This is a genomic window from Arthrobacter sp. D3-18 (assembly GCF_054408525.1).
Window position 1 is genome coordinate 1,449,767 of record NZ_CP096440.1, and the last position, 22,359, is coordinate 1,472,125.

General features: G+C 62.5%; 21 protein-coding genes. 18 read left to right on the top strand and 3 right to left on the bottom strand.

The window, feature by feature from the left end; translation table 11 throughout:
- Nucleotides 1–27: 27 nt before the first annotated feature.
- Complete coding sequence (locus M1D89_RS08780; protein ID WP_498650923.1) at nt 28–546, top strand: GNAT family N-acetyltransferase; 519 nt, start codon at nt 28–30, stop codon at nt 544–546.
- Here the strand turns inward: M1D89_RS08780 and M1D89_RS08785 are convergent.
- Entirely contained in the window at nt 543–1,916 is a 1,374-nt protein-coding gene (locus M1D89_RS08785; protein ID WP_498649829.1) for a 6-phospho-beta-glucosidase, read from the bottom strand. The two genes, M1D89_RS08780 and M1D89_RS08785, sit on opposite strands and share 4 nt — an antisense overlap.
- 64 nt (nt 1,917–1,980) lie before the next feature.
- On the opposite strand from M1D89_RS08785, the gene M1D89_RS08790 reads away from it, so the two are divergent.
- From M1D89_RS08790 to tsaD, 6 genes are all read left to right on the top strand, one after another.
- A complete protein-coding gene (locus M1D89_RS08790; protein WP_498649831.1) occupies nt 1,981–3,075 on the top strand; it encodes a carbohydrate kinase family protein in 1,095 nt (364 codons plus the stop codon).
- A 66-nt stretch (nt 3,076–3,141) separates the two neighbouring features.
- Nucleotides 3,142–4,383 carry an alanine racemase gene (gene alr / locus M1D89_RS08795; RefSeq protein ID WP_498649833.1) on the top strand — a complete coding sequence of 414 codons (1,242 nt, stop codon included), beginning with the start codon at nt 3,142–3,144 and terminating at the stop codon, nt 4,381–4,383.
- Complete coding sequence (tsaE, locus tag M1D89_RS08800; RefSeq protein ID WP_498649835.1) at nt 4,380–4,958, top strand: tRNA (adenosine(37)-N6)-threonylcarbamoyltransferase complex ATPase subunit type 1 TsaE; 579 nt, start codon at nt 4,380–4,382, stop codon at nt 4,956–4,958. Before alr ends, tsaE begins: the two co-directional genes overlap by 4 nt.
- The gene (gene tsaB / locus M1D89_RS08805; RefSeq protein WP_498649837.1) at nt 4,958–5,629 is read left to right on the top strand and encodes a tRNA (adenosine(37)-N6)-threonylcarbamoyltransferase complex dimerization subunit type 1 TsaB; all 672 of its coding nucleotides are present in this window, start codon (nt 4,958–4,960) and stop codon (nt 5,627–5,629) included. The genes tsaE and tsaB overlap by 1 nt, the downstream gene beginning before the upstream one ends.
- A gap of 31 nt (nt 5,630–5,660) precedes the next feature.
- Nucleotides 5,661–6,140: a ribosomal protein S18-alanine N-acetyltransferase gene (rimI, locus tag M1D89_RS08810; RefSeq protein WP_498649839.1), complete on the top strand. Its 480-nt coding sequence runs from the start codon at nt 5,661–5,663 to the stop codon at nt 6,138–6,140.
- Entirely contained in the window at nt 6,137–7,282 is a 1,146-nt protein-coding gene (gene tsaD / locus M1D89_RS08815) for a tRNA (adenosine(37)-N6)-threonylcarbamoyltransferase complex transferase subunit TsaD (RefSeq protein WP_498649842.1), read from the top strand. The genes rimI and tsaD overlap by 4 nt, the downstream gene beginning before the upstream one ends.
- A gap of 10 nt (nt 7,283–7,292) precedes the next feature.
- Here tsaD and M1D89_RS08820 read toward each other — a convergent pair whose 3' ends face one another.
- The gene (locus tag M1D89_RS08820) at nt 7,293–8,444 is read right to left on the bottom strand and encodes a glutamate--cysteine ligase (RefSeq protein ID WP_498649844.1); all 1,152 of its coding nucleotides are present in this window, start codon (nt 8,442–8,444) and stop codon (nt 7,293–7,295) included.
- Between the two features lie 164 nt (nt 8,445–8,608).
- On the opposite strand from M1D89_RS08820, the gene M1D89_RS08825 reads away from it, so the two are divergent.
- From M1D89_RS08825 to M1D89_RS08835, 3 genes are read left to right on the top strand one after another with little or no spacing between them, the layout of a single operon-like run.
- Nucleotides 8,609–9,760, top strand: coding sequence for a GTP-binding protein (locus tag M1D89_RS08825; protein WP_498649846.1), 1,152 nt, complete (start codon nt 8,609–8,611; stop codon nt 9,758–9,760).
- 41 nt (nt 9,761–9,801) lie between these two features.
- On the top strand, nt 9,802–9,924 hold the full coding sequence (ykgO, locus tag M1D89_RS08830) for a type B 50S ribosomal protein L36 (RefSeq protein ID WP_011775528.1): 123 nt from the start codon (nt 9,802–9,804) through the stop codon (nt 9,922–9,924).
- A gap of 39 nt (nt 9,925–9,963) precedes the next feature.
- Nucleotides 9,964–10,776, top strand: coding sequence for a shikimate 5-dehydrogenase (locus tag M1D89_RS08835; protein WP_498649848.1), 813 nt, complete (start codon nt 9,964–9,966; stop codon nt 10,774–10,776).
- 16 nt (nt 10,777–10,792) lie between these two features.
- Here the strand turns inward: M1D89_RS08835 and M1D89_RS08840 are convergent, their stop codons facing one another.
- Nucleotides 10,793–12,022: a THUMP-like domain-containing protein gene (locus M1D89_RS08840; protein ID WP_498649850.1), complete on the bottom strand. Its 1,230-nt coding sequence runs from the start codon at nt 12,020–12,022 to the stop codon at nt 10,793–10,795.
- A gap of 67 nt (nt 12,023–12,089) precedes the next feature.
- On the opposite strand from M1D89_RS08840, the gene M1D89_RS08845 reads away from it, so the two are divergent.
- The 8 genes from M1D89_RS08845 (at nt 12,090) to M1D89_RS08880 (ending at nt 22,337) form a co-directional block, all read left to right on the top strand.
- Entirely contained in the window at nt 12,090–12,452 is a 363-nt protein-coding gene (locus M1D89_RS08845; RefSeq protein ID WP_498649852.1) for a hypothetical protein, read from the top strand.
- 191 nt (nt 12,453–12,643) lie between these two features.
- On the top strand, nt 12,644–12,940 hold the full coding sequence (gene groES / locus M1D89_RS08850) for a co-chaperone GroES (protein ID WP_011775524.1): 297 nt from the start codon (nt 12,644–12,646) through the stop codon (nt 12,938–12,940).
- An 84-nt stretch (nt 12,941–13,024) separates the two neighbouring features.
- On the top strand, nt 13,025–14,638 hold the full coding sequence (groL, locus tag M1D89_RS08855) for a chaperonin GroEL (RefSeq protein WP_498649854.1): 1,614 nt from the start codon (nt 13,025–13,027) through the stop codon (nt 14,636–14,638).
- Nucleotides 14,639–14,810: 172 nt separating this feature from the next.
- Nucleotides 14,811–16,448: a LuxR C-terminal-related transcriptional regulator gene (locus tag M1D89_RS08860; protein ID WP_498649856.1), complete on the top strand. Its 1,638-nt coding sequence runs from the start codon at nt 14,811–14,813 to the stop codon at nt 16,446–16,448.
- 116 nt (nt 16,449–16,564) lie between these two features.
- Nucleotides 16,565–16,882, top strand: a complete 318-nt coding sequence (locus M1D89_RS08865) for a hypothetical protein (protein WP_498649858.1) — start codon at nt 16,565–16,567, stop codon at nt 16,880–16,882.
- Nucleotides 16,879–17,979: a flavin-containing monooxygenase gene (locus M1D89_RS08870; protein WP_498649860.1), complete on the top strand. Its 1,101-nt coding sequence runs from the start codon at nt 16,879–16,881 to the stop codon at nt 17,977–17,979. The genes M1D89_RS08865 and M1D89_RS08870 overlap by 4 nt, the downstream gene beginning before the upstream one ends.
- Nucleotides 17,980–18,195: 216 nt before the next feature.
- Complete coding sequence (locus M1D89_RS08875) at nt 18,196–20,259, top strand: acyltransferase family protein (RefSeq protein WP_498649862.1); 2,064 nt, start codon at nt 18,196–18,198, stop codon at nt 20,257–20,259.
- On the top strand, nt 20,256–22,337 hold the full coding sequence (locus tag M1D89_RS08880; protein ID WP_498649864.1) for an acyltransferase family protein: 2,082 nt from the start codon (nt 20,256–20,258) through the stop codon (nt 22,335–22,337). Before M1D89_RS08875 ends, M1D89_RS08880 begins: the two co-directional genes overlap by 4 nt.
- Nucleotides 22,338–22,359: the final 22 nt, after the last annotated feature.

The window sequence follows — 22,359 nt, forward strand, 5'->3', positions numbered from 1 at the left end:
CTCCGCTATGTGGACAAGGCTGCTAGCGTGGCGGCTGTGAGCCAAGAACAAAACTTCCACGTCCGTAAAGCAACGCCTGAAGACTGGCCCGGCATGTGGTCCATCCTGGAGCCTGTGATCCGCGGCGGCGAGACCTTCACCTGGGACCGTGACACCACAGAGGATGCAGCCAGGACCAAGTGGATCAAGGAAGCTCCCGGTCAAACTTTCGTGGCGGTGCGCCAGGACACTGGCGAGATACTGGGAACGGGGGAGTTCCACGCGAACCAAGCCGGCGGCGGTAGCCATGTTGCCAACGCCGGGTACATGGTGGGGGCCAACAACTCGGGCCAAGGCATCGCCAGGGCCCTCTGTGCCTACTCACTGAGCGAAGCCAAGGCAGCCGGGTTCCTGTCCATGCAGTACAACGCCGTGGTGGAGAGCAACGTAAGAGCCGTGTGGTTGTGGCAATCCATGGGGTTCAAGATCCTGGCCACGGTTCCCGAAGCCTTCAACCACCCGGAGATCGGCTACGTAGGCCTCCACGTCATGTACAGAAAGCTCTAGGCCCACAACTGGCTTAGCCCGGGAAAAGCTGCCTCATACCCTTCCAGTAGTTTCCGGCCCAAAGGGGCCGAACCTACCAACGGGTGAGCGGCAAATGCTTGGACAGCGGCCTCGCGCTCGCCGGTGACAACGGCCCGGATGGTCAGCCGTTCAACCTCCTTCACGTGCTGCATCAGGGTGAGGAACTGCCCGTCCGGCCCGTCCTGCGGAAGTGGCAACGCGCCGTCGGGCGTTACCTCGCAAGGAACCTCGACGACGGCGTCTGCCGGCAACCCGGGAACGGCCACCTCTGCGGTAGATACGGCACGTGACACCGGCGAGTTGGGTACGTTGAGGATCAGTTGGGCGGACCCACCCCCGGACAGCGCACGCATCACGGACAGGGCAACGCGTTCGTAGCCGCCTCCTGCGAGGTCAGACTCGTCGCGCTGCTCCCCATGCGTCCTCGCTTCGGCCAGGTAGCCTTCCTCGCGGGAGCGCCGCGCAGCATCCCAGAGCTTATAAGGATGGGAGGCGTGAAGAAGCGACGGGTAGAGCGACTGTTGCTGGTCATGGATGGACGCCCCGCGCGTTTCGCGTTGCTGTCCAATGGCTTCAGTGGCCTGCGACGTTTGGTAGTAGTAGTACAGGTATTCGTTGGGCAGGCAGCCAAGTTGCAGCAGGGTGTGCTGCCCGAACAACCGCCCCTCCTCCATGGTTTCGAGAGCAGCGGGATCGGACAGAAGGTCCGGTAACAGATCCCGTCCTCCAGGAGCCAAACGGTAAAGCCAGCCCAGGTGGTTCAGCCCGTAGTAGCCCACGCCGTCGAGCGTTCCTTCTTTGAGGGGCGCCCCGGCAGCCCGGGCGGCACGCTGGACCAAACCACCGGCGGAGTCGCAGATGCCGATCACCTTGCGTCCCAGGACGGGAACCAGCGCTTCAGTGACCATGCCGGCAGGGTTGGTGAAGTTGATGAGCCACGCGTCGGGGCAATGGCGACGCATCGCCTCAGCGAGCTGCAGCATGTGGGGAATAGAACGGAGCGCATAGGAGATGCCTCCGGCGCCAGTAGTTTCCTGACCCAGCAACCCCAGCTTCAGGGGAACCTGTTCGTCCGCAATCCTTCCGGCGGTGCCGCCTGGACGAATCGCCGCGAACACCATGTCCGTCCCGCTGAGTGCCTGCTCAAGGTCTGTGGAAACCACGACGGCGGGTGCGGAACCTCCGTCCGCTGGCATGTCGCGGAGTACCGCCTCAATGGCCGCGAGCCGCGAGCCGTCCACGTCAAAAAGGACGAGTTCATCCACCAACCCGGCGAACGGACCCGCGCACAAAGCCCGGTATACAAGGGGAACCCGGAATCCGCCGCCACCGGCAATCATGAGCCGCATGGTCCGAGTCTATGCAGGCCAGCAAGTCTATGCAGCCCAGTACGTGCAGCGTAGTCTGCCGTGCATGGACGCTAAACCCCAGCGACGCTTCGACCCCCTGGCTGCGCTGCGGTCGGATGGGGACCACCAGTGCGACCTCCTCCTCACTGGAACGGTTTTCCAGGACATCATCTTCACCGGGCTCCCGCACGCCCCGGAACCCGGCACGGAGGTTTGGAGTGAGGGCATGGGCAGCTGCCCCGGTGGTGTCGCCAACCAAGCCATTGCCGCCGCGCGCCTCGGCTTGCGGACCAATCTCGCGGCAACCTTCGGGGACGACGGCTACGGTGACTACAACTGGCAAATCCTGGAAAGCCAGGAACACGTCGACCTCTCGCTCTCGCAGAAGGTTCCCGGCTGGCACTCACCGGTCACCGTATCCATGTGCGTGAACCAGGACCGGTCAATGGTGACCCACGGCCACCCCGCCCCGATCAGTTCCTCCGAGCTGATCGGGAAGCCACCCAAGGCGCTCGCCGCCGTCGCTGACTTGGGCGAGGAACTGGAACCGTGGATGCTCGCAGCGAAGGAAGCCGGCACCAAACTTTTCGGAGTGGTGGGCTGGGACCCAACAGGGGAGTGGTCGGAGCGCCGGCTGGACCAGCTGGGAAACTTCTACGCCTTCCTGCCCAATGCCCCTGAAGCGATGGCGTTTACCGGCAAAGCCGACCCCTGGGCGGCACTGTACTCCTTGGCTGATCGGGTTCCCGTGGCAGTGGTAACCCTTGGACCCCAAGGCGCGGTGGCAGTGGATTCGGAAACGGGGGAAGAGGAGTGGGTTCCGTCCCTGCCCGTATCAGCCTCCGATCCCACGGGCGCCGGGGACTGTTTCGGTGCTGCCTTCATCGTGGGATGCCTGGCAGGGTGGAGGTTGGGGGACCGGCTGCGGTTCGCGAACCTGTGCGCCTCCTTGGCGGTCCAGGAAGTGGGCGGCTCACTGGCAGCACCGGGTTGGGGTGACATCGCCGACTGGTGGCAACGGGCGAATGCGCGGAAAGAGCGTCAGTCAAGCCAGTGGTTGCGGCGCTTCGCGTTCCTGGAACCGATCGTGAAGGACATTCCGGCGGAAGCACAGCGTCGGGCCCGGGCGACCATCGCACATTTGTCGGACGCGCAGTAGCCTCAGAGCGCCGTGGCTAACCGCAGCAGTTAACCCGAGTTCACTGACAGCACTAGAATCTCTAGGGTGACTTACGAAGCAGCTGCAGATATCGGAATCGGGTCGAGGGCCTCCATAGCAAAGTCAGCGGTGCTGGAACGCTCCGCCGTGATTGACCTCGATGCCGTGCGGCACAACGTTCGTCAGTTCGTCGGCATCGCCTCCCCTGCCGCTGTTATGGCCGTAGTTAAGGCAGACGCTTATGGCCACGGTGCCGTGCAGGTAGCCCGGGCAGCCCTCGACGCCGGAGCGGCCTGGCTGGGTGTCGCCCACATTTCCGAGGCGCTCGCCCTGCGTGCTGCCGGAGTTGATGCCCCGCTACTCGCTTGGCTCCACACCCGGGAAAGCAACTTCCAGGCGGCAGTGGCCGCTGGCATCGACGTCGGAATTTCCGGTTGGGAACTTGAAGCCGTGGTCGCTGCAGCGCGGGAGCAAGAACGGCCGGCGCGTGTGCACCTCAAGGTTGACACGGGACTGGGCCGGAACGGCTGCACTATCGCAGACTGGGACCAATTGTTGGGTCAGGCCATGGAATACCAGGATCAAGGCCTCCTGCGGGTTGTGGGTGTCTTCTCCCACCTCGCCGTTGCTGACGAACCCCAGCGCCCTGAAACCGATGATCAACTGGCTGTTTTCCGCGAAGCCATCGCCATGGCCGAAGACGCCGGCGTGGACACAGAGGTCCGCCACATTGCCAACACGCCGGCAGCGTTGTCCCGCCCGGACTCACACTTCGACCTCGTCCGCGTGGGCCTTGGCATCTACGGATTGTCGCCCTTCGAAGGGGCTACATCCGCCGAACTTGGCCTGCATCCCGCAATGACCGTCCGGACTCTCCTGTCCAACTGCAAGAAGGTGCCCCAAGGCCAGGGCGTTTCCTACGGACTCCATTACCGGACCAGCCGGGAAAGCACGCTGGGCCTGGTGCCGCTGGGCTATGCGGATGGCGTCCCCAGGATTGCCACCGGAGGTCCTGTGCGGGTGGACGGCATCAACTACCCGGTGGTTGGCAGGATTGCCATGGACCAAATGGTCATTGACCTGGGGCCGCTGTCCCCTGAAGCGGCGGCGAATCTCAAGGGCGCCGAGGCTGTCATGTTCGGCAACGGCGCCGACGGCGGGCCCACCGCTGATGATTGGGCGGCTGCTGCGGGAACCAACAACTACGAAATCGTGACGCGCATCAGCCCACGGGTTCCACGCAGTTACGTCAATGAACTGCCCGCTCAGGCCGACGTCAACAGCTCAGCAGATAAGGCCACGCTGTGAGCGAAGTACAGTGGGAGCGCACCCTTACGGTCTCGACGGCGGAGCAGACCCACGCGCTCGCAGCAGCTTTGGGTGGGGTGCTTGAGGCCGGGGACCTCCTGGTCCTGACCGGCGAACTGGGTGCGGGCAAGACGACGTTCACCCAAGGACTTGGCGAGGGGCTGGGAGTCCGTGCCGGCATCATTTCGCCCACGTTTGTCCTGGTGCGGATCCACCCCAATCTTGCCGATGGACCCAGGCCCGGGGGGCCGGACCTGGTCCATGTTGACGCTTACCGGCTGGACTCGGCAGCAGAGATTGACGACATCGATCTCGAGAACACCATGGATACAGCGGTCACCGTGGTGGAGTGGGGCCGGGACCGGGTGGAGCACCTCTCTGACAGCCGCTTGGAGGTTGACCTTCTCAGGTCTGTTGGCGGTGACATCCCGGAAGCCACAACGGACGGCGACGTTATGGACTTCGATACCGATGATGACGACGAACCACGCACCATCGTCTTCCGTGGGTTCGGTCCCCGCTGGGCCGAGGCGCCGCAACTCCTTGAAATTCCTTCACCGGTGGAAGGCAACTGATGCTGATACTGGCCATTGATACCTCAGCGGTTGCCAGTGCGGCCCTGATCTCGGACGATGCCATGGAAAGCGTGGTGGACTCCTTCGCTACGGAGGACACCCGAAGCCACGCGGAAGTGCTGGCACCCGGGATTGAAAAGCTCCTGGCTGGTGCCGGGGTCACTGGCGCGGACATCGATGCGATTGTCACCGGTGTGGGACCCGGCCCGTTCACCGGACTCCGCTCCGGTATCGCGACCGCCCGCACTCTCGCCTTCGTGTGGGACAAGCCGTTGTATGGGCTCATGAGCCTGGATGCCATCGCCTTGGAAGTGGCGGAGTCCACCGCAGCCACCCCCGATTTCCTGGTGGCTACGGATGCCCGACGCAAAGAGGTCTACTGGGCCCGTTACACCCTGCCCGAGGGCCAGCTTCCGGAACTCGTGGACGGCCCGCATGTTGGTTTCGCTTCTGAGCTTCCGGAGTTGCCGGTGTTCGGCGCGGGGGCAGGCTTATACGCCGATGTCCTCAAGGCGGACGAAGATTTCGCCACCACCCAGCCGGATGCCGCCTCGCTGGGTCAATTCGCCTTGGCGAAGCTCACTGCCGGGCAGGCCTTGCTTGACTCAACACCCTTGTACTTGCGGGAATCGGACGCCCAGGTGCCAGGGCCCAGGAAGCGTGCACTGTGATGCGGGGGACACTGTGAAACTGTCACCCAAGATGGAACTCGCAGGGGTTTCGCTGCGCGATATGACGGAGGCAGACATCCCGGCCGTGGAGGCCCTGGAGCGCCGGTTGTTCCCCGTGGATGCGTGGCCCTTGCAGATGTTCTTCGACGAGTTGGCCCAGCCCGAGACCCGGCGCTACGTGGTGGCAGAGGTTGCCGGGGAGATCGTGGCTTACGCCGGCTTGATGTGCATTGAGCCGATCGCGGACGTCCAGACGATCGCCGTCGTGCCTGAATTCGAGGGCAAGGGCATTGGCTCTGCTGTCCTGACAGAACTTATTGACGAAGCGCGGCGCCGTCGTGCCGAGGACGTCCTGCTGGAAGTCCGGGCGGACAACCCCCGCGCCCAGCAACTGTACTTGCGGTTCGGCTTCGAGCAGATCCACGTCAGGCCCCGCTACTACAGGGACGGCACGGACGCCCTGATTATGCGTCTTGAACTGAACAAACCCCAAGAAGGAGCCACAGCGTGAGCGGGCCGTATCCGGAACAGCCGAAGCAGCCGCTGGTGCTGGGCATTGAGTCATCCTGCGACGAGACCGGTGTGGGAATTGTGCGGGGGACAACGCTGCTGACCAATACGGTGTCATCGTCTATGGATGAACATGTTCGCTTTGGTGGCGTCATCCCGGAGATCGCATCGCGCGCCCACTTGGACGCCTTTGTGCCCACCTTGCAGGAGTCGCTGCACGAGGCCGGCGTCACCTTGGATGACATCGATGCCATTGCCGTCACGTCCGGTCCGGGCCTCGCAGGGGCGCTGATGGTGGGTGTGTGCGCTGCGAAGGCGCTGGCTGTCGCAACCGGCAAACCGCTGTACGCCATCAATCACCTGGTGGCGCACGTCGGCGTCGGGCTGCTGGATAGTAGGACAGCTTCGGGTGGAGCGCCCGACGCCGTTGCTGCCGCCGGCTTGGGCGCCGGCAAGCTGCCGGAGAACCTCGGAGCACTGCTGGTATCGGGTGGGCACACAGAAATCCTGCGCATCCGGAGCATCACGGACGACGTCCAGTTGCTGGGTTCAACCATCGACGACGCCGCCGGGGAAGCCTATGACAAAGTGGCCCGCATCCTTGGCCTCGGCTACCCGGGTGGGCCTGCCGTCGACAAACTGGCACGCCAGGGGAACCCCAAGTCCATCCGTTTCCCGCGCGGGCTCACGCAGCCCAAGTACATGGGCACCGCGGAAGAGAAGGGCCCGCACCGCTACGACTGGTCCTTCAGCGGCCTGAAAACGGCGGTGGCCCGGTGCGTTGAGCAGTTCGAAGCCCGCGGCGAGGAAGTTCCTGTGGCAGACATCGCCGCAGCTTTCCAGGAGGCCGTTGTGGACGTCATCAGTTCAAAGGCAGTCCTGGCCTGCAAAGAGAACGGCATCACTGACGTCCTGCTGGGTGGGGGCGTTGCAGCGAACTCGAGGCTGCGGGAACTGACTGCGCAGCGCTGTACCTCCGCGGGAATCAAGCTGCATGTTCCGCCGCTGGACCTATGCACGGATAACGGAGCCATGGTTGCCGCGCTCGGAGCGCAGCTGATCATGGCCGGCATTGCTCCTAGCGGCGTGGAGTTCGCGCCGGATTCCTCCATGCCGGTAACTACGGTGTCAGTGGCTGCCTGAGCTTTTCCAGCTAAGCGTCAGGTCCTTTGCGCATCTGTTTCACGAGGTCCATGACCACTGCCTGCAGGTCACCGTTGTGTTCTGCGGCCACTCGGCGCTGGCGCTGGTAGCTTGCTCCGCGGTGGATGATCTTCAAGACGTCTGCCAGTTCTTCTGAGCAACCGAGCTTGGCTGCCACAGGTTCCAGCCGGGCGACGGTTTCCGCGAGGTGCTCCGTGACCAGCTGCTCGTTGCCTTGGGCGTCGAGGATGATGATGGCCTCCATGCCGTAACGGGCGGCACGCCATTTGTTCTCCTGCACATGCCACGGCGGCATGGTGGGGATGCTGCCACCGGCGTCAAGGATGGAGGAGAACTCGTCCACCAGACATTGGGTCAGCGCAGCGATGGCGCCTACTTCTTCAAGTGTGGCCAAGCCGTCGCAGATGCGCATCTCAATGGTGCCCAGGTTCGACACCGGCCGGATGTCCCAACGGATTTCCGACGTCGCGTCAATGACACCAGTGGTGAACATGTCCTGGACATAGGACTCGTAGGCCTCCCATGTTTCGAACTGGAAGGGAAGGCCTGCGGTGGGAAGCTGCTGAAACATGAGCGCGCGCTGGGAGGCGTATCCGGTTTCTTCGCCGGCCCAGTATGGGCTGGAGGCGGATAGTGCCTGGAAGTGCGGGAAGTAGTTGACCAAGCCGTCCAGAATGGGAAGGACCTTGTCCCGGCGGTCGATCCCCACATGGACGTGAACGCCGTAGATCACCATCTGGCGTCCCCACCATTGGGTCCGCTCGATCAGCTTGGCGTAGCGCTCCTTGTCCGTGACGGGCTGGAGAAGCGGAGGGCTGAACGGGTGGCTGCCTGCGCAGAACACTTCCACGCCCATGGGATCGGTGACTTCACGGACGGCGGCGAGGGAACGGCTGAGGTCCTCTTTGGCGTCCTTGACCGTCTCGCAGATACCTGTGACCAGTTCAACAGTGTTGAGGAGCAGTTCGCGCTTGATATGGGGGTGTTCGTCGTCCTCGTTGAGGTCGGGGTGGTTCGCGGCGACGCCCTTCAGGACGTCGTTGGCCACGGATACCAATTCCCCGGTGCGTGCATTGACGAGCGCCAACTCCCATTCCACACCCAGTGTCGATTGCCTGGATGGCGCAAAATCAATCTGCACGTAGTCCCCTCATAGTCTGTCTCAGCCGGACACGGTTCCCCGCTGTGGGGCCGCCAGCGGTCGGATCAAGTCTAATGCAGCCGGAACACAGGTGACTGCTGGGGGCTGGCGCGAGACAAGCAACGCCATTTGCTAATGAGAATGCTTCGCAATAGAATCAACGCATGCATCTCACAGTCCTCAGTTCCCTGGACAGCCAATGCCGGGAGTCAGCCGCTGGCAGGCTCGGGCAAACCCACGCCAATTCCGTGGTGGTCCTTCACGATCTTCTGGATGGTTCGCTGGTCCTGCGGCGCGTCTATCGGAACGGCCAGCTGTTCGAACGAGAAACCACGGTATTGGAGCATGGTTGCCTTAGCTGCACCGTCAGGTTGGACGTAGTCCCGACGGCGGAACGCCTCGCCTCATGCGGCTTCGACCACGTTGTCTTGGGCCTCCCACCCGGCGTCGCAGCGGGGATGGCCGTTGCTGAGCTTCGGCGTGGATTGAGCCGCCCGGCGGTGATCGACAACGCCGTGCTGTCCCTGGACCCCGTAGACCTGGACGACCATATCTGGGACCGTCACACGCTGTTCGAATCAGGATTCACGTCCATGCCCACTGATGAGCGCACCAGCGGAGAGTTTCTGATCGGTGAGTTCGGGCAGGTGGACACTGTGATGGTGCACCCCGGGCTGGGTGCCGTGTTGACCGGAGAACCGCGGGAAGGTTCCGCGCAGTGGCTGTTGGGTGTCGAATTGCTTGGCCAGTTGGCGTCCCATGCCAGCGTTGTTGGCGCGGCTGACGACTACCGGCCGGGATGCTTCGACGACGCCGAAGCAGCGGCCCGTAACCGGCCCGGCGTCGTGCGTGTGCCCGTCAACGAAGCCGAAGGTTCCTTCCGGACCGTGCTCCATAAAGCTGGTCGGCCACTGCATCCTGGACGCTTCCGCGAGGCGCTCCCACAGCTGGCGGCCGGCACGCACTGGTTGCGTGGCCGCCTGTGGATTGCTTCAGCGCCTAAAACGCGGATCGCCGTCCAGGGTATCGGGCCGCGTGTGTGGCTGGAAAGCACCGGAAAGTGGCTGGCTGACTCTGCTGAATCAGCGCCGGACCTGGTGCGCCCTGGAAGGGCGGGGGCCGACGTCGACTCCCTCCTTGATTGGCATCCCAGCCACGGCGACCGCGGAACGGTACTGGCCATCACCGGAAGGTCGGAGGACATTGATCCGCAGGAAATCAGCCAACTTTTGGACGGCTGCCAACTGACGGAGGCGGAGATGGAACAGGATTTCGGTGTCTGGGACGACCCTCTGGAACTCAGCGAAGCACTTTAGACCGAACACAAAACCAAGCACCAACACCAAGGAGAAACACCATGAAGGTCAGGAATTCGCTGCGTGCGCTCAAGAAGATCCCCGGCGCCCAGATCGTGCGCAGACGGGGGCGCACCTTCGTCATCAATAAGAACAACCCGCGGATGAAGGCGCGGCAGGGCTAACCGCGCGGCGATATATACACGGCGTTGTTTAATGGGGGAATGCCAATCCTGAACAAAGACATGTCCCTGTGCATTTCGCTTGCGGCCCGGCCCAGCAATATCGGGACCAGGTTCCACAACTATCTGTACGATCTGCTCGGCTTGAACTTTGTCTACAAGGCATTCGCCCCCGCAGACATCACCCTCGCGGTGGCGGGCATCCGCGGCCTCCCGATCCGGGGCGCCGCGGTGTCCATGCCGTACAAGGAAGCCGTCATCCCGCTGGTTGACGTCATGGACCCGTCGGCCAAAGCCATTGATTCGGTGAACACCATCGTCAATAACCACGGAGTCCTCACCGCCTACAACACGGACTACATCGCGATCGCCAGGCTCCTGAAGGACCACCAGGTTCCGAGCAGCCACACCGTGCTGCTCCGCGGTGCCGGCGGCATGGCCAAGGCCGTAGCCGCAGCCCTCCGGGACGCCGGGTTCACCGCTGTAACCATCGTGGCCCGCAATGAGGGCGCCGGCCGTGCGCTGGCAGACCTCTATGGCTTCGGATGGCAGGACGACGTCAACGGCTCAACCGCGGACCTCATCATCAATGTCACCCCGCTGGGCATGGCAGGGGCGGATGAATCCGCCCAGGCTTTCGACGACGCCACTCTTTCCGCTGCCCAGGTGGTGTTCGACGTCGTGGCCTTGCCGTCGGAGACGCCGCTCATCACCGCTGCCCGGAGAGCCGAGAAGAAGGTGATCACTGGCGCCGAAGTCATCGCTATCCAGGCCGAGGAGCAGTTTGTCCTGTACACGGGCGTGCGTCCGAGCGCTGAACAGGTGCGTGAAGCCTCGGAGTTCTCCCGCCGTTAGCTCTTCCTGTGACGCATCAGGCCGTCACTGGCTCCACGACAACAGCCACTCTTTCCTCGCCGATCCTGGTGAGGACCAAGGTGGCTGTTTTCGCATCCTTGCCTTTGACGGGTTTGGCTGGAAGTAATTGCTTCCGCAGCTCTTCCGGGGTCACTGCCGTGCCGCGCTTCTTGATATCCAGCACTGTGATGCCGTTGTTCTTCACCCATGCCTTGAGCGCCTTGACGTTGTAGGGCATCACCTCAAGCACTTTGTAGGCACGGGCGAACGGGGTGTCGTGCAGCTCGGGGGCGCAGATGTAGGCAATGTGCTCGTCCACCAGATGCCCGCCCAGCCGTTCGGCGACGTCGGCCACCAGTCCTGCGCGGATCACCGCACCATCCGGTTCGTAGAGGAAGCCCTCAACAGGCCCGACGGCGGCTACCGGGCCGCCGTCGAAATCCGCGCCGCTGGTGATTTCAGCGGCACCCTGGCTGCCGATAACCAGCGCGGCCCGACGCACGCCGGGGCGGGCCACTGCGTTGAACCATAAGGTCACTTCGGTCACATCGCCGCCCACGGAGACCCACTGGGCTTCGCAGCCGGAGGGCACGGAATCGTGGGGGATGCCGGGTCCCATCTTGACGCCGATGGCGCGTCCCGTGGCCGCCAGACGCTCCACGAAGGACAGCGGGGGAGAGAAAGCTTCAGGGTCCCAGATCCGCTTGGTGCCGGAGGTGGACGTTGTTCGACGGGCAGGATCCAGCCACACCCCGTCCATACCGTCCAGCTCCACGGAGGTTGCATCCGCGTGAACCACGTTGGCGTGGGGGAAGGGCATGAGATTGATGGTGGCGCAGGCGGCAGTGGTTTCATCCATCTCAACGGCTGTGACCGAAATGTCCATGGAAGCCATTGCCATGGAATCGGCACCGAGGCCGCAGCCGAGGTCTGCAACGTGCGAGATGCCGGCCTTCACGAAACGCTCCGCGTGCCGTGCGGCGACGTTCAAGCGCGTGGCCTGTTCCAAGCCGGCTTGGGTGAAGAGCATCTGCCGGGCAAACTCGCCGAACTTGGCCTCGGCACGTGTCCGCAGGCGGGATTGCGTGAGGACCGCGGCCACGAGCTCGGGGGAGTGGCCCGCTTTTCGGAGATCGGCATTGACGCCGAACGAGTCGGCTTCCCGGTACGGCCCCAAGGAGGCAAGAAGTTCCCATCCTTCAGTTGTCAACAAGGGTGCGATCTGTTCCTGCGGTGTGTGAGGCATGGGATCAAGCCTAACGGGGCAACACTTGACAGGGTGACCGGTGAATCAGCCGGATAGGGTTGTTTTCATGGAAGACAACGCAGCCCCGCACACCTCCACCCTGACAAAGTTCGCCCGTCCCGCCCTCATAGCGGGGGCTGTGATCGCGGTGGTCTGCATCGGCCTGCTGATCATCATCTTCGCGTTGGATTCCTTCAATGCCGCCACCTACTCCGTCGCCGGCAAGAGCGTTAACGACGCCACTGATGAAGCGCGGGGTATCCGCGAACTCTATAGCGGCGCCAGGACCGGTGGAATCATCACCTTGGTGATCTCCGGCGTCGTAGCTGTTGCCGCTGCCGTGGTGCTGTATCTGAATCGGGGCAACGCTCCGCTGGACGAGGATGACGACGGCGAAGACTACGATTTGGACGACCTCACCGGCCGGTGACGGAGGTTCACTCATGACGAAATGCTGGCACTCGCCTTGACCGAGTGCTAACGCTTACATAGAGTCTTGTTAGCACTCTCCCCCGGAGGGTGCTAATCACGCCAAGCGTCTTCCGGCACCGCGACGACGGTTGTACGCTCCGGCACCCTAGTTCTTAGTCCATGAATCAGCTCATGAAAAGGAGAGTCCGAGTGTCGGTCTCGATTAAGCCTCTTGAGGATCGTATTGTTGTTCGCCCGCTCGAAGCAGAGCAGACCACGGCTTCCGGCCTGGTAATTCCGGACTCCGCACAGGAGAAGCCGCAGGAAGGCGAAGTTGTTGCAATCGGCCCCGGCCGCTTCGATGACAACGGCAACCGCGTACCGGTTGACGTAGCTGTTGGCGACGTCGTCATCTACTCCAAGTACGGTGGAACCGAAGTCAAGACCGGCGGCAACGAGTACCTCGTTCTGTCCGCCCGCGACGTCCTTGCGATCGTCGTAAAGTAACTTCCTGGAGCCCCGCACCGCCGCCGCGTTGGAATCATTCCAACCGTCAGCGGTGCGGGTTTTCTGTCTTGAAAGGACACAACCATGGCAAAGCAGCTTGCTTTTAACGATGCTGCCCGCCGGTCTCTTGAGGCCGGTATCGACAAGCTCGCCAACACTGTCAAGGTGACGCTTGGCCCGCGCGGCCGCAACGTCGTGCTGGACAAGAAGTGGGGCGCTCCCACGATCACCAACGACGGCGTGACCATCGCCCGCGAAGTTGAGCTTGACGACCCCTACGAGAACCTTGGCGCGCAGCTGGCCAAGGAAGTAGCCACCAAGACCAACGATGTAGCCGGCGACGGCACCACCACGGCCACCGTGCTGGCACAGGCCCTGGTTAAGGAGGGCCTCCGCAACGTTGCTGCCGGCGCCGCTCCTGGCGAGATCAAGCGCGGCATCGAGGTTTCCGTCGAAGCCATCGCAGCCCGCCTCCTGGAGAACGCCCGCGAAGTTGAAGGCACCCAGGTTGCCAGCGTCGCAGCCATCTCCGCGCAGAGCGACGAGGTTGGCGAACTGCTGGCTGAAGCGTTCGGCAAGGTTGGCAAGGATGGTGTCATCACCATTGAAGAATCCTCCACTACCCAGACCGAACTGGTCCTCACCGAGGGCATGCAGTTCGACAAGGGCTACCTTTCCCCGTACTTCGTCACCGACGCAGAGCGCCAGGAAGCAGTCCTTGAAGACGCCCTCATCCTGATCAACCAGGGCAAGATCTCCTCGCTGCAGGACTTCCTGCCGCTGCTGGAAAAGGCCCTTCAGGCCAACAAGCCGCTCTTCATCATTGCTGAAGACATCGAAGGCGAAGCCCTCTCCACGCTGATCGTCAACCGTATCCGCGGCACGCTCAACGTTGTTGCCGTCAAGGCTCCGGGCTTCGGCGACCGCCGCAAGGCCATGCTCCAGGACATCGCGACGCTTACGGGCGCCCAGGTTGTTTCCCCGGACCTCGGCCTGACCTTGGACAGCGTTGGCCTTGAGGTACTTGGTACCGCTCGCCGCATCACGGTGACCAAGGACAACACCACCATCGTTGACGGTGCAGGCACGGCCCAGGATGTAGCCGACCGCGTGGCGCAGCTTCGTGCCGAGCTCACCCGGACGGACTCCGACTGGGACAAGGAAAAGCTGCAGGAACGCCTGGCCAAGCTGGCCGGCGGCATCGGCGTGATCAAGGTTGGCGCAGCCACCGAGGTTGAGCTGAAGGAAAAGAAGCACCGCATCGAGGACGCCGTTTCCTCCACGCGTGCAGCCCTCGAAGAAGGCATCGTTTCCGGTGGCGGTTCCGCTCTCATCCACGCCCTCAAGGCACTGGACGAGTCCCCGGCCGTTAAGGCGCTGGAAGGTGACGCAGCAGCTGCTGTGGGCATCGTCCGCCGCGCCCTGGTTCAGCCGCTGCGCTGGATCGCCCAGAACGCCGGCTTCGATGGCTTCGTGGTTGTTGCCAAGGTTTCCGAGCTGGAAGCCAACCACGGTTTCAACGCCAAGTCCGGCGAGTACGAGGACCTGATCGCCGCTGGCGTGATCGACCCCGTCAAGGTCACCCGCTCCGCCCTCCGCAACGCCGCCTCCATTGCCGCCCTGGTTCTCACCACCGAGACCCTGGTTGCCGAGAAGCCGGCTGAGGAAGAAAACGCACACGCAGGCCACCAGCACTAACAGCCTGTTTTACAAAAGCCCCGGTCACTTTGACCGGGGCTTTTGTTGTCTCAGGGGTGGTGTTGTGGCTTGTGGCGCGAGCTATTGTGAGCGTACGACGGCGGCGGTAACCTGACGCTATTACGGCGGCTTGGGTGCGCCATCCGGTCTGTTCCCGGTCGCAGGGTGAGCTATGACAGTTCCGGATACAGCCTTGGACTTGGGACGCTCGGCGTTCTCCGAGCATCGCTGGAGCGATGCCTTCGAGTGCTTGGCGCGCGCCGACACTGAAGGTGGCCTGCCTCCGCAGGACATCGAATTAGTGGCCTCCGTAGCGATGCTGCTGGGCAAGGACACCGAGGGCGTGGCCTACTTGACCCGGGCTCACGACGAATTCATCACGCTGGGGGACACGGATAGCGCCGCGCGCTGCGCAGCATGGCTGGTGCTGTACTTGATGGATCTTGGTGAGCCCGCCCGCAGCAGCGGGTGGATGTCCCGGGCCAAGCATCTGGTGGAAGGGCTGGATAGTCCTACCGCAGCGGAGGGCTATCTGATGGTTCCGGAGGCACTTGGTGCCCTGTACGGGGGAGCTCCGGAGGCGGGCTTTGCGATTTTCAGCCGCGCTTTGGAGATAGGCCGGCATTTCCAGGACAAGGACCTCATGGCGCTGGGCCAACTCGGCGTCGGAACCGCCAGGCTCACCCTCGGATTCCCGGATGAGGGCCTTCAACTTCTTGATGAAGTGATGGTCTCGGTCACCGTGGGCGAAGTTTCGCCTATCCCTTCCGGGATCATCTATTGTGCGGTGATCGGAAACTGCCGTTTGGTGCTGGATGTCCGACGGGCCCAGGAGTGGACAGCGGCGCTGGAGAAATGGTGCGGGGACAGGCCGGACATGGTCATGTTCAGCGGGCAGTGCCAGTCCCACAGGGCGGAATTGTTTCTCCTCCATGGGGCGTGGGATGACGCCCTTGCCGCAGCCCACATTGCCCAAGACCGTGCTCGCCGGGGCGATCCGGAGGCCACCTACGGCGCGTGGTACCAGCAAGGGGAAATCCTTCGTCTCAGGGGAAGCCTGGCCGAAGCCGAAGCTGCTTATGCAAGGGCTGGCGAGACGGGATTCGAGCCTCTTCCTGGTATGGCGCTGGTGCGCTTGGCCCAACAGAACTGCCCCCAGGCCCAGTCCATGTTGCGTCGGGCAGCGGCAGCGTCGGATCCTGCCAACCGGCGAAGGCTTCTTCCGGCTTTGGTTGAGGTGGAACTCGCCGCCGGTGACATGGCAGCGGCAAGATCAGCTGCGGACGAATTTGCGTCCCTTGTTGACACGGCAAAGCGCCCTTTGGAAGCGGCCCTCGCCTTGCATGCGCAGGCAAGCGTGCTCTTGGCTGAGGGCCGTGCGGAAGCTGCCCTGATGGAGGCACGGAAGGCATGGAGGGTGTGGTTCACTCTTGAAGCACCGTACGAGGCTGCCCGGTGCCGAGTGCTGGCGGGCAAAGCCTGCGCGGCGCTGGGTGATCCCGACTCGGCCACGATGGAGTTCGAAGCCGCTCGGGCAGAATTCGTGGAACTCGGCGCTACTCATGCTGCCGCTGAAGTGGTGGGCGTTAGTGGAGGACGCGATCAGAGCACCGGCTCGCCGCTTACTGTCCGCGAACTGGAAGTCCTGCGCCTGGTGGCGGAGGGCAACGCGAACAAAACCATTGCCCGTTCCCTCTACCTCAGCGAAAAGACGGTTGCGCGGCACGTGAGCAATATCCTGACCAAACTCGGTGTGCCCTCGCGCGTGGCTGCTACCCGGTATGCGTTCGATCACCATCTGCTGAGCTAACGCTATCCGTTGAGGTAATGCTCGTTCGCCTGTGCGCATAAGTACCCATGCAGCGTGGACGGGAATGGGTCATTCTGCCGACGCGGTGGATGGGGCTGGACTCATAGCTTGGCTGTATGAACATTCCACTGCTTGCCGGCACCGTATCCACGGTGCTCTTCGCAGCCAGCATGCTCCCCATGCTTCTGAAGGCCGTGCGCACCAAGGACCTTGAGTCCTACAGCGTAGGCAACATCGCCACCACCAATGTGGCCAACGCAGTGCATTCGTTCTACGTCTTCGATCTTCCGGCAGGCCCCGTATGGCTGCTGCATTCCTTCTACATTGTTGCGTCTGCCCTCATGCTCTTGTGGTGCCTGCGCTACAGGAAGGTTCCTGAAGACACACACAAAGAACCCATCGGAGAACCAGTAATTGAAGGGGCTAAACCATGAACGAGAACCAGGAATCAACAGTGGATACGCTCATTGTGGGGGGTGGGCAGGCAGGGTTGGCGCTTGGCTACTGGCTGAGCCGGGAAGGCCGAAATTTCCTGATCGTGGATGAAAATGCCAGGACGGGAGATTCCTGGAGACAGCGTTGGGATTCCCTTCGACTGTTCACGCCAGCCAAATACGACGGACTACCCGGCGTTCCATTCCCTGGCGACGGGTTGAACTTCCCCGGCAAGGATGAGCTGGCAGATTACCTTGAGGATTACGGGCGCCGCTTCGACCTACCGATCCTGCACAATGTGCGCGTTGACGGCATCGAGAATGACGGTGACTGGTTCCACGTCACCGCGGGGCAGCGATGGTGGCGCGTCAGGAACGTGGTCGTTGCTACAGGGGGATACCGTGTTCCCAAGACCCCGGCTTTTGCCGCGGAACTTTCGGCGGACATACGCCAACTTCATTCTCAGAACTACAAGAATCCTTCACAACTGCAGCCCGGCCCTGTCTTGGTGGTGGGACTGGGGAATTCAGGGGCAGAGATTGCCTTGGAGGTAAGCCGGAGCCATCAGACCGCTGTGGCGGGAACCGCCGGTGGCGAGCTCCCTGTGCGCCACGGACGCGCAGCAGCGCGTTTCGTGCTTCCGGTCATTCGTTTCGCCGGCTTGCACCTGCTCACACTCGACACACCTGTTGGCCGCAAGGTTGCACCAACGTTCATGCAGAAGGCTGCGCCGCTGATCCGGACCAGAACCAAGGAACTGAAAGCCGCAGGCGTTGAATTGCTGCCCAGGGTTACCGGCGTCCGGGACGGCTATCCGGAAGTTGGCGGAGATGTCCAGACCGTCAAACCGGCCAACGTCATCTGGTGCACGGGTTACCGGGACGACTACTCATGGGTCCGGGTGCCCGCGGTGGACACGGAAGGCAGGCTGCTGCAAAAACGGGGAGTGGTGGCGGACGTGCCAGGTGTGTTCTTCCTCGGCCAGGAGTTCCTGTTCGCGGCGGCTTCGGCGACCCTTCCGGGTGTGGGCCGGGACGCCCGCTACCTCGCCGGCCGGGTCAAAGCGCAGCGTTCCAGCGGACTCTTGAACGTGTGATGGCTCACGTCAGGGAGGGGAGTGCCCAGCAGCAGTGATGACGAACGCACGGAGTATCAGCACAGGTCACGCACAGGTTCGGGTGGCAGAATGTATGGCTGGACCTGTGCTGATGGGGCTTCGGATGGCGGCCAGGGACACCCTTCCGCATCGGTTGCGCAACTGAAACCGCGTAATATTGATGCTTTGTGCCAGAGCTTTGAGGAACTGCCTAACGTGACGACGCCAACGATTCCAGCCCCTGCCCACCACGGTAAGCGGGCTGCCGGACCCGTTGCAAAGTCTAAGTTCCGCCCCGAAATCCAGGGCCTTCGATCCCTCGCAGTCCTGATGGTGGTCAGCTACCACATCTGGATCGGCAGGGTCTCCGGAGGCGTTGATGTCTTCCTCCTGATTTCAGCCTTCCTCATGACCCTCCAGTTCACGGGACGTTATAAACAGGGCCGCCCCATGGACCTTGTGCGCCACTGGCTGCACCTGTTCAGGCGGTTGCTGCCCGCCGTCGTCGTAGTTCTCGTGGGCACTCTCGCAGCAACCTTCGTTTTCCTGCCAGCCACGCGTTGGGTTGAAATTGTCCAGCAAACCTGGGCTTCGCTGTTTTACTTTGAAAACCGGCTGCTGCAGGAACTGGCGGTTGACTACTACGCCACTGACCACAGTATGGCGAGCCCCGTTCAGCACTTCTGGTCTTTGTCCATCCAGGGCCAGGTGTTCATTTTGTGGCCCATCATCTTTGCAACGGTTGCGCTGGTGTGCCGCCGTTTTGCCCTCCGCTACCGCGCGATGCTGGTGTATGTTTTCGCGATCATTTTCCTGGTCTCGTTCATCTACTCCATCATCTTCACTGCCAGCAACCAGGCCGTGGCATACTTCGATACCTTTGCCCGTTTGTGGGAGTTCGCCTTGGGCACGCTGGTGGCCTTGGTGCTACCGGGCCTGGACTTCTCCAAACCTGTCCGTGTGGTCCTGGGATGGGTGGGGGTGGCAGCCATGCTCACTTGCGGCATCCTCTTGCAGGTACAGACCGCGTTCCCGGGATTCGTCGCCTTGTGGCCTACCTTGGCGGCCGTCGCGGTGATCGTGGCCGGTCAGACCGGGAGCCGTTTCGGCGTGGACCGGATCCTGAGTTCCAAATTCCTGGTCCGGCTCGGTGACAACTCCTACGCCCTATACCTTTGGCACTGGCCCATCCTGGTGATTGCCCTGGCCTGGAGCGGTAAGGGTCAAGCCGGTTGGCTTTCCGGCACGGCCATCATTGCGCTGTCACTCGTTTTGGCTTTCCTGACCACCAAGTTCGTGGAGAAGCCGTTCCGGGAATGGAAATGGCCCGAGATGAAGCGCCGTCGCTCGGTCATCGCGATCGTGACGTGCCTGGCAGTTGTGTCCGCACCCCTGCTCGCTTTCCAGTACAAGCTGGACTTGGACCAGCAAGCTGCTGAGGCACGAATGGTCTTCGACAATCCCGGCGCAAAGGCACTCCTGCCCACTTACGTGAATGAAGCCGCTCCAAATGCGCTCACCCAGCCCACCGCGGAAAGGATCGGACGTGACTGGGCCCAACTGCCCGAGGGGTGCTCCGGAGACACGAAACCCGAATCGCAGTTGCTGCAGGACAACTGCCGGCAGAACGGTGTGGGTTCCGACGCCACCAAGACAGTCCTGGTGGTAGGCAACTCCCACTCCCAGCAGTGGCTTGCCGCCATGGAAGTATTGGCGGAGCAGCACCATTGGCGTCTCTACTCGCTGCTGTACGGGGCGTGCCCCTTCATGACTGAAGATCCCGAGTCGGAGCCTGGCTGTAACGAGTTCAACAGTGAAGTGCGCAGCCACATCCGGGACCATGCGCCGGATGCCATCTTCATGGTGGGCACAGCGGCTGTGTCGTCCTTGCCCGACGAACGACTGACCCACGGCTTTGAGGACCTCGTTCCCGAGGTCACGGCACTGGGCATCCAGATGGTGGCAGTGCGGGACAACCCAAGGTTTACTTACAGCCTGACCGACTGCGCCCTCGCCAAAGGGGTGGACAGCCCTGATTGCCGCCCGCTGAAGTCGGACGTCCTGGCCGAGCCCAGCCCCTTTGAGGCCGTGACGGGTAAATTCCAGGACCTGATCCTGCTGGATATGACCGATCTCGTGTGCCTGGGGATCTACTGCCCGCCCATCATCGGTAACACGTTCGTGTACCTGGATGACAACCACCTGACCAAAACGTACGTCAAGAGCATGTCGGGCATGCTCGATGAAAGGTGGTTTGCCGCGACAGGGTGGCAACGATGATGGATACACGCGCGAGAACGGCTGCCCAGCCAAGCAAGGAATCCACGACGTCGAAACCCGGCTTCCGCCCGGAAGTCCAAGGCCTGCGTGCACTGGCAGTGCTCATGGTTGCGGCCTACCATATCTGGCTCGGCAAGGTCTCGGGCGGCGTGGACGTCTTCCTGCTGATCTCGGCTTTCCTGCTGACGCTGTCCTTCACGCGCAAGCTTGAAAGTCATAAGCCACTTCGACTCCTGCGGCATTGGCTCCACGTGTTCAAGCGCTTGCTGCCTGCCGTCGTCGTTGTCCTGCTGGCGGTCCTGGCCGGGACCTGGGCACTCATACCGCAGAGCCGCTGGCCCGATATCCTCACCGAGGCTTGGGCATCCCTCATGTATCGGCAAAACTGGCAGCTGGCCGCTTTCGCGGTGGACTACTACGCCCAGCAGCACGTTCACGCCAGCCCCCTGCAACACTTTTGGTCGCTGTCCGTGCAGGGCCAAGTGTTTATTCTGTGGCCGTTGATCTTCGCCGGAGTCGCACTTCTGCAGCCGCAGCTGGCTAAGCTTTTCCGGCAGCGGAAGGCCGTAACCCACAGGCAACTGCTGTTCATCGCCTTTGGTGCGGTGTTCCTGGCATCGCTCGTGTTCTCCATCGAGCAGACCGCCAACAACCAGGCCCATGCATACTTTGATACCCGTGCCCGCATATGGGAATTCGCTTTGGGTTCCCTTCTCGCCTTGGCGATCCCATATGTGAAACCGGGACGCCGGTTCCGTGTTTTTCTGGGATGGGCCGGTATTGCAGCGATGCTCGCCTGCGGGTTGTTGCTCACGGTGGACCGCTCCTTCCCTGGTTTCGCAGCCCTCTGGCCCACCCTGGCGGCCGCAGCCGTGATCATCGCGGGTCAGAGCGGTAGCCCTTTCGGTGCCGACCGTCTCCTGGGCTCACGCCCCCTGGTCATGGTGGGTGACAACTCGTATGCCCTGTACCTGTGGCACTGGCCGGTCTTGGTGTTCTTCCTCCTTGCCACCGGGATTACTGCGCCCAGCCTCCTCCAAGGCTTGGGAATCATGGCGGTTTCCATGCTGCTGGCGGTTGCCACCACAAGGTATGTGGAAGTGCCGCTGCGCCGGTGGAAGTGGCCGGACCTGCGCTCCTGGCGGGCCGCCGTCGTGATTGCCACGCGCGGTGCGCTGTTGGCGTTGCCGGTCACGGTGTGGCAAAGCGCCATCACCGCTGAAGCTGCGGCGATTGCGGATCAACCCCACGAACTGACGCCGGGTGCTGCCGCGTTGTCCCCGGAGTACACCGGTGAGCCGAGCGAAGAAGCCCTCATCATCCCCGCGCCGGCAGCCATGAAGGACGAGTGGGCAAACGTCGACGGTCAGTGCACCGGCGACAACTTACCCAGCGATCCGTTGCTGCAGGACTGCCTGCAAAATGAGGAACCGGCGGTGGTCACCAAGAGGATTGTGGTGCTCGGTGATTCCCATTCCCAGCAATACACGGCTGCTCTTGGCCCGATTGCAAAAAAACACGGCTGGGAAGTGGTGACGCTGCTTAAAGGTGGCTGCCGGTTCGGTGCCCAATCACCGGAGCACCCCGATTTCTGCAACGAGTTCAACAAGGCAAGTGCCGCCTACGTGATGGAGCACAAGCCCGACGCAGTTTTCACCGTGGCATCCAAGACGCACGTCGATGCCCCCTTTGAAACCGAAGTGCCCGGATACCTCGAAGGCATCAAGCCGTTCACGGACCTGGGAATCGATGTTGTGGGTGTCCGGGACAACCCACGATTCAGCTTCAACATGCCCGAGTGCGTGCAGAAGAAGGGCAAGGATTCGCCCGACTGCAATGTGCCTCTTGAAGAATCCTTGGCGGCGTCGTCACCCTTGGACGACTACATCGGCAAGGTGGAGCGGCTCTACCTCATGGACATGAGCGATTTCATCTGCGAGCAAGGTACCTGTCCTGCAGTGGTGGGGAACGTCTACGTCTATAAGGACGACAACCACCTCACCAAGACCTATGTTCAAACCATGATCCCGATGTTTGAACAGCGGCTGCTGGCAGCCACCGGCTGGTCCGCAAGCTAGGTTCCGCGCTCGCCGGGTCTTT